The sequence below is a fragment of the Citreimonas sp. genome (assembly GCF_042096055.1).
In the GTDB taxonomy this organism is placed as follows: Bacteria; Pseudomonadota; Alphaproteobacteria; order Rhodobacterales; family Rhodobacteraceae; genus Citreimonas.
Genome location: NZ_JBELMH010000008.1, coordinates 1 through 9,088, shown reverse-complemented (window position 1 = coordinate 9,088; position 9,088 = coordinate 1). Strand labels below are relative to the sequence as shown.

Below are 9,088 nucleotides of genomic sequence, written 5' to 3'. Positions count from 1 at the left end.
GTTACCGCCGCCGTTCCCGTTGCCGCCGCCGTTCCCGTTGCCGCCAGCATTCCCGTTGCCGCCACCGTTCCCGTTACCGCCGCCGTTCCCGTTGCCGCCGCCGTTCCAGTTGCCGCCAGCATTCCCGTTGCCGCCACCGTTCCCGTTGCCGCCACCGTTTCCGTTGCCGCCGCCGTTACCGTTGCCGCCGGCGTTGCCGTTGCCGCGCGTGTCGCCGTTGCCGGTCGTCTCCGGGCGACCTGTTCCTGCCGGGCGTCCGGGCGTGCCTGCACCGCGAGTCGCGGCCGGCGGGCCCATCGTTTCGGTGGCTTCGGCGATCGCGTCAGCGGGGGCCGGCGGGGCAGCGCGGACGCTGACGCCCTTAGCCCGCGAGGGTGCGACGGTGGCCTGCATCCCGGCGGTGACGTCGGTCGCGTTCGCGCCGCCGTCCTCGCTGACGCTGACGGTCCCGCGATCCACCCGGACCGAGGATTCGGCGCCGCCGACGGTCACCTCGAAGGCGGTGCCCTTCACGACGGCCGCGAGGTGCGGCGTCTCGACCGTCAGGTGCTTGCGCGCGCGGACCTCGACGTCGAGGACCACCGCGCCGCTGCGCTGCACGACCTTGGTGTTCACGCCCCGGTTGTTCCAGGTCGCGATCGCCGCCATGGTGCCGGGTCGGATCAGGATCCGCTCGTCGCCGCGGGTCAGCAGCACGCGTCCCTGCCGCCGGGTGTCGACCCAGCTGGCGTTCGGCAGCTCCTGCCCGGCGGACAGCGCGCTCCAGCTGCGGCCGTCGGGGGCGTAGAGCACGTCGCCGCCGACCCTTTCGACCAGCCAGCCCGAGGCCAGCGCACCACTTGCCATCAGGATGAATCCGGCAAGCATGGCGAAGAATCCGAATTTCATTGGACACACTCCTGTCTGCTTAACAGAAGCCTCACCGATCGGCGTAAATGCCCTGCAAAGGTCAAGGAATTCGCGTGGGAAAGACTTGCGGCATTCGTGTAAAATGCAAGGCGTGTCACACACGCAAGCGCAGGCGCTATTGCCGCGCGCGTCGCCAGCCCGCCTGCCGCGCCTCGGATTCCGAACAGAACCAACGCTCGCCGCGCTGGACCGAGATCCGCGTGCGGTCGTACCAGCGCTGGCCCGGCGCGTGGAAGATCCGCTCGCCGTCGCTGGCGATGTTGCCCTTGATCGCGCAGCCCTCGGGCGCCGCGGCGGCGTTCCGGGCCGCGCGCGCGTGCCGGCCGGTGGCGCGGAACGCCGCAGGCGCGGTGATGCCGGACCCGTGCAGGCCGAGCCCGTTGACCGCCGCCGCCTTCTCGTCGAGGTCGTAATCCATCGCGTAGCGGCGGTAGGCGAAGGCCAGCCCCTCGGCCACCAGCGCGCGGCCCATGTCTTCGCCGTCGATCAGGCAGCGCGCCACGACGCGACCGTAGCGGTCGGTGTCGAGCACGGTGCAGGTGGCGTCGCGCCCTTCGTAGCGGTCCGTGACCTCGCGCGTGACCCAAGCGCCGCAATCCCACATCGGCGCATCCGCGCCGCCGCAGCGCTGGTCGATCTCGGGCGCGTCGATGCCGTACAGGCGCACGCGCGTATCGCCCACGTCGATCGTGTCGCCGTCGATGACGCGCAGCGTTCCGGCCACCTCGGCCACTGCCGGCAGCGGTGCGAGGATGAGCACCAAGAGCGAACAAATCCTTAACATTCCTCCAGAGATGCCCCTGGAGTGCGCCGCTTCAAGCGAAACCGTTAAGACTCGTTAATATTCTCGGCGGGATCAGCGCTGCGAGGTTCGCCAGTCGGGGTTGATCCAGGGCTCGGCATTCTCGGGCGCAAGACGCCGGTCGAGCACGTGATCGGCGATCTTCTCGCCGGTCATGATGGAGGGCGCGTTGAGGTTGCCGTTGGTGATCCGCGGAAAGACCGAGGCGTCGGCCACGCGCAGCCCGTCCACGCCGATCACGCGGCCCTGCGGGTCGACCACCGCGTCGGGGTCGTCCGCGCGGCCCATCCGGCAGGTGCCGCAGGGGTGGTAGGCGCTTTCGGCATGCTCGCGGATGAAGGCGTCAAGCGCGTCGTCGTCCTGCACCGCGTCGCCGGGCTGGATCTCGTGGCCCCGGTACGGCGCGAACGCCTCTTGCCCCAGGATCTCGCGCGTGAGGCGGATGCAGGTGCGGAAGTCGGCCCAGTCCTGCGGATCGGACATGTAGTTGAAGCGGATGCTGGGCGCGTCCTCGGGGTCGGCCGAGCGCAGCGTCACCGCCCCGCGCGAGGCCGAGCGCATCGGGCCGACATGCGCCTGGAAGCCGTGCCCCTCGGCCGCGACCTTGCCGTCGTAGCGCACGGCGATGGGCAGGAAGTGGAACTGGATGTCGGGGTATTCCACCCCGGCGGCCGAGCGGATGAAGCCGGTGCTTTCGAACTGGTTGGACGCCCCGGGGCCGCGGCGCAGCAGCAGCCATTGCAGGCCGACCCAGGCCTTGCCGAAGAGGTTCCAGTACTTGGCAAGGCTGATCGGCTGCGTCGCCGCCTGCTGGATGTAGAGCTCGAGGTGATCCTGCAGGTTGCGGCCCACGCCCGCGCGGTCGGCGATCGGGTCTATGCCGTGCTTGGCCAGCTCGGCCGCCGGGCCGATGCCCGACAGCATCAGCAGCTTGGGCGAGTTGATGGCGCCGGCGGACAGGATGACCTCGCGCCCCGCGCGCAGCGTCTCGGTCCGGCCGCGGCGGGTGATCTCGACACCCACGGCGCGGCCGTCCTCGAACACCACGCGGCGGACGAGCGCGTTGATCACCTGCGCGCCCAGCTTCGCGGCGGGGCGCAGGTAGGCGCTGGCCGCAGACCAGCGCGCGCCCTTCCAGACAGTCATGTCGAAGGGGCCGAAGCCCTCCTGCTGGTGGCCGTTGTAGTCGGGCGTGACCGGGTAGCCCGCCTGTTGGCCGGCCTCGACGAAGGCGGTGACCAAAGGGTTGTCGCGCCGCCCGCGGGTGACGTGCAGCGGGCCGTCCTTGCCGCGCCAGGCCGGATCGCCACCGTGCAGGCCGGCGTGCCAATGCTCCATCCGCCGGAAATAGGGCAGCACGTCGGCGTAGCTCCAGCCGTCGGCGCCGCTGTCGCGCCAATGGTCGAAATCGCGCGCGTGGCCGCGCACGTAGACCATCCCGTTGATCGACGACGAGCCGCCCAGAACCTTGCCGCGCGGGCAGGCCAGCTGGCGGCCACCCAGATGCGGCTCGGGCTCGGTCCGGTAACCCCAGTCGTAGCGCGCCATGTTCATCGGGTAGGACAGCGCGCCGGGCATGTTGATGAACGGGCCCCAATCGGACCCGCCGTGTTCCACGACGATGACCGAACGCCCCGCCTCGGCCAGGCGGTAGGCCATGGCGCAGCCGGCACTGCCGGCACCGACGACGATGTAATCCGCTTGCATGGCGGAATCTCCGATACTGATCCCGCGCCGGAAGCACGGGCCGCCGGCGGGAAGGGTGATTGCGAATGGACGGCCGCCCGAAAGCGGCTCCTCGACGGTGCGCTAGAAGGGTGCGTCCACATCCGTCATGCGCACGAAGACCGACTTGACCTGCGAGTAATGCTCGATCGCGGCCTTGGAATTCTCGCGCCCGACACCCGACAGCTTCGAGCCGCCGAAGGGCAATTCGACCGGCGCGTCGTTGTAGGAATTGACGTAGCAGGTGCCGGCCTTGACCTTGCCGATCACCCGGTGCGCGCGCGCCAGATCCCGGGTGAAGACGCCGGCCGACAGGCCCATCTCGGTGTCGTTGGCGCGGGCGATGACCTCGTCCTCGGTCTGGAAGTCGAGGACCGACAGCACGGGGCCGAAGATCTCCTCGCGCGCGATGGTCATGTCGTCGGTCACGTCGGCGAAGACCGTGGGCTCGATGAAGAAGCCGTCGCGGTCGACCGCTTGGCCGCCGGTGATCAGGCGCGCACCCTCGGCGCGGCCCTTCGCGATGTAGGACAGCACGATCTCGCGCTGGCGTTCGCTGACCATGGGGCCGAAATTCGTGGCCTCGTCCAGCGGGTCGCCCATGACGACGCCCTTCAGCCGCTCGTCCAGCCGGTCGAGAAAGGCCTGCTTCAGGCCCTTCTGCACGAAGACCCGCGTGCCGTTCGAGCAGATCTGCCCGGTCGAGTAGAAGTTGCCCATGATCGCGCCGCCCACCGCGTTGTCGAGATCGGCGTCGTCGAACACGATCAGCGGCGACTTGCCGCCCAGTTCCATGGTGACGTTGCGGATGCCCTCGGCGGCGGCGGCGTAGACCTTGCGTCCGGTGCCGACCGATCCGGTGAGCGAGACCTTGTCGACGCGGGAATCTGTCACCAACGCGTGGCCGACACTGCCCGCGCCCTGCACCACGTTGATCAGGCCGGCGGGCGCGCCCGCCTCGGTCAGGATTTCGGCGATGCGCAGCGACGACAGCGGCGTCGTCTCGGACGGCTTGAACACCATCGCGTTGCCGCAGGCCAGCGCCGGCGCGGATTTCCACGCGATGATCTGGCTGGGATAGTTCCACGCACCGATGCCGACGCAGACGCCCAGCGGCTCACGCACGGTGTAGCCCCAGTTCTCGCCCAGCTGCACGTGCTCGCCGGTCAGTGTGCCGGCGAGGCCGCCGAAGTATTCGAGCGCATCGGCGGCGCTGGCGGCATCGGCGACCAGCGTCTCCTGCAGCGGCTTGCCGGTGTCCCAGGTTTCCAGAACCGACAGCGCATGGTTGCGGTCGCGGATGATGTCGGCAGCGCGGCGCAGCACGCGGCCACGCTCGGCGCCGGTCATCGCGGCCCATTGCACCTGCGCCCGGCGCGCGGCGTCGAGGGCGCGGTCGATGATGGCCGGCGTCGCCTCGTGCAGGGTCGCGATGGTCTTGCCGGTGGCCGGGTGGATCACCGGCAGCGGCGTGCCTACGGTATCCTCGACGTATTCGCCGTCGACGAAATGGCTGGCGGGGGGCTGAAGATCGTAGGTCATCGAATGGTCCTGAATGGGGTCAGTCGCGCGGATAGCGCTGGTCGTGCTCGAGCACGTTGAGATCCATGTGGTTGCGCATGTAGCGGTCCGAGGCCGCGCGCAGCGGCTGGAAGTCCCACGGGTAATAGCCGCCCTGGCGCAGAGCCTCGTAGACCACGTGCCGGCGCGCCTGGCTTTGCCGCACGTCGGCGTCGAAGCGCTCGAGGTTCCAGCGGTCCTCCGCCATGGCGCGGAACTGCGCCAGCGTCTCGGAATAGGCGGGGTCGTCCGCCAGGTTCCTCAGCTCGTGCGGGTCGGAGTCGAGGTCGAACAGCTGCTCGGGGTCGACCGGGCAGGCAGTGTACTTCCACTGGCCCTGGCGCAGGCAGACCAGCGGCGCGATGCTCCCCTCGGCCGCGTATTCCATCGCCACGGGCGTTTCGCGCGCGCCGCCGTCGATCAGCGGCAGCAGGCTTTCGCCGGCGGTCCAGGGCGCCACCTCGTCCATCGAGACGCCGGCCAGCGCCGCCAGCGTCGGCGTCAGGTCGATGGTCGAAACCGGGTCGCTGACCAGCCGACCGCCCTGCCCCGGCAGCGCGATCATCAGCGGCACGCGTGACGAGCCTTCGAAGAAGCTCATCTTGAACCACAGGCCGCGCTCGCCCAGCATGTCGCCGTGATCGGAGACGAAGACCACGATCGTGTCGTCGTCCATCCGCGTGTCCTTCAGCGTCTGCAGCAGGCCGCCGATCTTGTCGTCGAGATACGAGATGTTGGCGAAATACGCCCGCCGGGCGCGGGCAACGGACTCGTCGGTGATGGCGTAGCTGCGCCAGTCGTTGGCGTCGAACAGGCGCTGAGAATGCGGGTCGTGATCGGCGTAGTCCATCGCCGGCACCTGGGGCGCGAGGTGTTCGCAATCCTCGTACAGGTCCCAGAACCGCTTGCGCGCCACATAGGGGTCGTGCGGGTGCGTGAAGCTGACGGTCAGGCACCACGGCCGCTTGTCGTGCCCGCGCGCGAGATCATACAGCTTCTGCTGCGCCTGATGGGCGACGTCGTCGTCGTATTCCATCTGGTTCGTGATCTCTGCCACGCCCGCGCCGGTGACCGAGCCCATGTTGTGATACCACCAGTCGATGCGCTCGCCCGGTTTGCGGTAGTCGGGCGTCCAGCCGAAATCGGCCGGGTAGATGTCGGTGGTCAGGCGCGATTCAAAACCGTGCAGCTGGTCGGGGCCGACGAAGTGCATCTTGCCCGACAGGCAGGTCTGGTAGCCCGCGCGGCGCAGGTGGTGCGCGTAGGTCGGGATGTCCGAGGCGAATTCGGCCGCGTTGTCATAGACCCGCGTCATGCTGGGCAGCTGGCCCGACATGAAGCTCGCTCGCCCCGGCGCGCAGAGCGGCGAGGCCGTATAGGCGTTGGCAAACCGGGTCGAGCGCTGCGCCAGCGCGCGCAGGTTCGGCGTGTGCAGCCAGTCGGCGGGACCATCGGGGAATAGCGTGCCGTTCAACTGGTCGACCATGACGATCAGGATGTTGGAACTCATCGCGTCTCTCCGATCAGGGCGTAGGCGGCTTGGGTGACATGGGCGGCGGCGCCGTCGACGCCGCGGCCCGACAGCGCGGCGCGCAGGTAGACGCCGTCGATCAGCGCCGACAGCGTCTCGGCCACCGCCGCGGGATCGGCGCAGCGACCGCGCAGCGCGTCGATCAGGTTCGAGCGCAGCCGCGCCTGGTAGACCCGCAGAAGGCGCGCCGCCTGCGGATCGCTGTGCGCCAGGCCGTAGAAGGTCAGCCAGGCCGACACGGTGGCGGGCGCGAAGCAGCTGCCGGCGAAATTCGCAGCGATAATCGCTTCGAGCCGGCGATCCGGCGCGGCCGAGGCCAGCGCGCCGCGCACCTCGGCGCCGTAATCGCTGAGGATCTGGCGCATCGCTGCCAGGAAGATCTGCGTCTTGCCGCCGAAATAGTGATGCGCCAGCGCGGTGGACATGCCGGCGCGGCGCGCGATCTGCCCGACCGTCACGTCGAGCGAGCCGCGCGCGCCGATTTCCTCGACCGTCGCCGCGACGAGTGCCGCGCGACGCAATTGTTCTTGTCCGAGCTTGGGCATGGGGACCGTATGCCCGATATTGATTGACTGGTCAATCAATAAACCCGATGCAGTTCGGCTGCGCGGTAAGAGGGTGCGTCGTCAGCCCTTCGTTTCGCCGACATGCGGGGTCACGCGGCGCTTCAGCACGTGCTCTCGCCAAGTGATGAACACCACCGCGCCCATGATCAGGCCGCCGCCGGCGATCACCCAAGGGTCGACCGGTTCCGCGAAGAACAGCGCTCCGATCGCCACGGACCAGACCAACTGCAGGAAGGTCACCGGCTGCGTCACCGTGACCGGAGCGGCGGCGAAGGCCAGCGTCATGGTGAAATGCCCGGCGGTGGCGAAGGTGGCGATCGCGCAGAGCACGAGCAGCTCCCACCCCGTGGGCCAGACCCACACCGCCAGCGCCAGCGGCGCCAGGCCGATGGTCACGGTGATGGACAGCATGCCCACCACGACAGACGCGCTGACCTCGCCCGACAGGATCTTGGCGGTCAGGTACGAGACGCCGAACAGCAGCGCGGTGCCCAGCATGGCGATGTGGCCGGGGTCGAGCTCGCGGAAGCCCGGGCGCAGGATCAGCACCGCGCCGATCAGCGCCGCGACGATCGCCATGATGCGCCGCACTGCCAGCCGCTCGCCCAGGAAGAACACCGCGAGGATCGTGACGTAGACGGGGTTGAGGTAGTTCATCGCCGTTACCTCGGCGATGGGGATGCGGGTCATGGCGTAGAACCACAGCACCACGCCCACGCAATGCGCGGCACCGCGCAGCGCGAAAAGCGCCCACAGGCGGCGCGTCAGCGTGACGGCACGCAGCGCGGGCATCATAGGGATCAGGAAGACCAGCCCGATCAGGTATCGCAGGAAGGCGGATTCGGACGACGGGATGCGGCTGCCCAGCAGCTTCACCAGCGCCGTGACCATGACGAAGCACAGCCCCGTCACCACCATCCAGAAGACGCCCGCGCCGGGCCGCTGCGCCGCATTGTCCATGGGCCCAACCCTTGGCGCAACCGTCCGGCAAGGGCAAGGGCCGCAGGCCGCGCGGGCAAGGATCAGAGGCCGGACAGCAACTTGGCCGCGATCGCCCACATCACCAGCCCGATGCCGGCGTCGAGCACGCGCCACGCCGCGGGCCGCGCGAAGACCGGCGCGAGCGCCCGCGCGCCGAAGCCCAGAGCGAAGAAGAAGGCGAACGACGCCACGACCGCGCCCGCGCCGAAGGCCAGCCGGTCGTCGTACTGCGCCGAGACCGCGCCCAGCAGCACGACCGTGTCGAGGTAGACATGCGGGTTGAGCCAGGTGAAGGCGAGGCAGGTCAGGATCGCGGCGCGCAGGGATTGCGTCCCCTCGCCCGCGCGCAGCGCCTCGCCCCCGAAGCAGGCGGACAACAGCGTGCGCGCGCCGTACCAGATCAGGAAGGCCGCGCCCGCCAGCCGCATCCACAGCTCGAGCCCCGGGATCGCGGTGGTCAGCGCACCGAAGCCCGCAACGCCTGCAGTGATCAGCACCGCGTCCGAGATCGCACAGACCAGCACCACCGGAAGGACGTGGCGCCGCATCATGCCCTGCCGCAGCACGAAGGCGTTCTGCGCCCCGATGGCCAGGATCAGGGAGAGGCCGAGGGCGAACCCCGCAAGGGCCGTCTGCATGGAACCTCCCCCGGCGCGGCAACGGCGATGACGCGGATGCCGCCGTCAGTGCCCTTCGAACGCGTTCAGGCGCTTTCGAGCTGCGCCATGACCTCGTCCGAGGCCTCGAAGTTCGTGGTCACGCGCTGCACGTCGTCGTCATCCTCCAGCGCCTCGACCAGCTTCATCAGCCCCTGCATCGAGTCGAGATCGAGCTCGGTCGTGGTCGACGGTTTCCAGATCAGCTTGGTCGACTCGCTTTCGCCCAGCTCGGCCTCGAGCGCGGTGGCGACGTCGTTGAGGTCGGTGTCGGCACAGTAGATCACGTGCCCGTCCTCGGCGCTTTCGACGTCCTCGGCGCCGGCCTCGATCGCGGCCATCATCACCGTGTCCGCGT

Annotated in this window: 9 protein-coding genes; all 9 read right to left on the bottom strand. The window is 69.3% G+C overall.

Annotated elements, in window-relative coordinates; translation table 11 throughout:
* The coding region (locus ACFDTC_RS03595; RefSeq protein WP_375257502.1) for a FecR domain-containing protein at positions 1 to 888 on the bottom strand (888 nt) is incomplete at its 3' end.
* A gap of 136 nt (positions 889 to 1,024) precedes the next feature.
* On the bottom strand, positions 1,025 to 1,693 hold the full coding sequence (locus ACFDTC_RS03590; protein WP_375257501.1) for a thermonuclease family protein: 669 nt from the start codon (positions 1,691 to 1,693) through the stop codon (positions 1,025 to 1,027).
* 72 nt (positions 1,694 to 1,765) lie between these two features.
* Complete coding sequence (gene betA / locus ACFDTC_RS03585; RefSeq protein ID WP_375257500.1) at positions 1,766 to 3,418, bottom strand: choline dehydrogenase; 1,653 nt, start codon at positions 3,416 to 3,418, stop codon at positions 1,766 to 1,768.
* Between the two features lie 102 nt (positions 3,419 to 3,520).
* Positions 3,521 to 4,978, bottom strand: coding sequence for a betaine-aldehyde dehydrogenase (betB, locus tag ACFDTC_RS03580; RefSeq protein ID WP_375257499.1), 1,458 nt, complete (start codon positions 4,976 to 4,978; stop codon positions 3,521 to 3,523).
* 19 nt (positions 4,979 to 4,997) lie between these two features.
* The gene (gene betC / locus ACFDTC_RS03575) at positions 4,998 to 6,506 is read right to left on the bottom strand and encodes a choline-sulfatase (RefSeq protein ID WP_375257498.1); all 1,509 of its coding nucleotides are present in this window, start codon (positions 6,504 to 6,506) and stop codon (positions 4,998 to 5,000) included.
* On the bottom strand, positions 6,503 to 7,072 hold the full coding sequence (gene betI, locus ACFDTC_RS03570; RefSeq protein ID WP_375257497.1) for a choline-responsive transcriptional repressor BetI: 570 nt from the start codon (positions 7,070 to 7,072) through the stop codon (positions 6,503 to 6,505). Before betI ends, betC begins: the two co-directional genes overlap by 4 nt.
* 81 nt (positions 7,073 to 7,153) lie before the next feature.
* Positions 7,154 to 8,053: a DMT family transporter gene (locus tag ACFDTC_RS03565; protein WP_375257496.1), complete on the bottom strand. Its 900-nt coding sequence runs from the start codon at positions 8,051 to 8,053 to the stop codon at positions 7,154 to 7,156.
* A 62-nt stretch (positions 8,054 to 8,115) separates the two neighbouring features.
* On the bottom strand, positions 8,116 to 8,712 hold the full coding sequence (locus tag ACFDTC_RS03560; protein WP_375257495.1) for a LysE/ArgO family amino acid transporter: 597 nt from the start codon (positions 8,710 to 8,712) through the stop codon (positions 8,116 to 8,118).
* 65 nt (positions 8,713 to 8,777) lie between these two features.
* Positions 8,778 to 9,088: YebC/PmpR family DNA-binding transcriptional regulator (locus ACFDTC_RS03555; RefSeq protein WP_375257494.1), on the bottom strand; the 311-nt coding region annotated here is incomplete at its 5' end.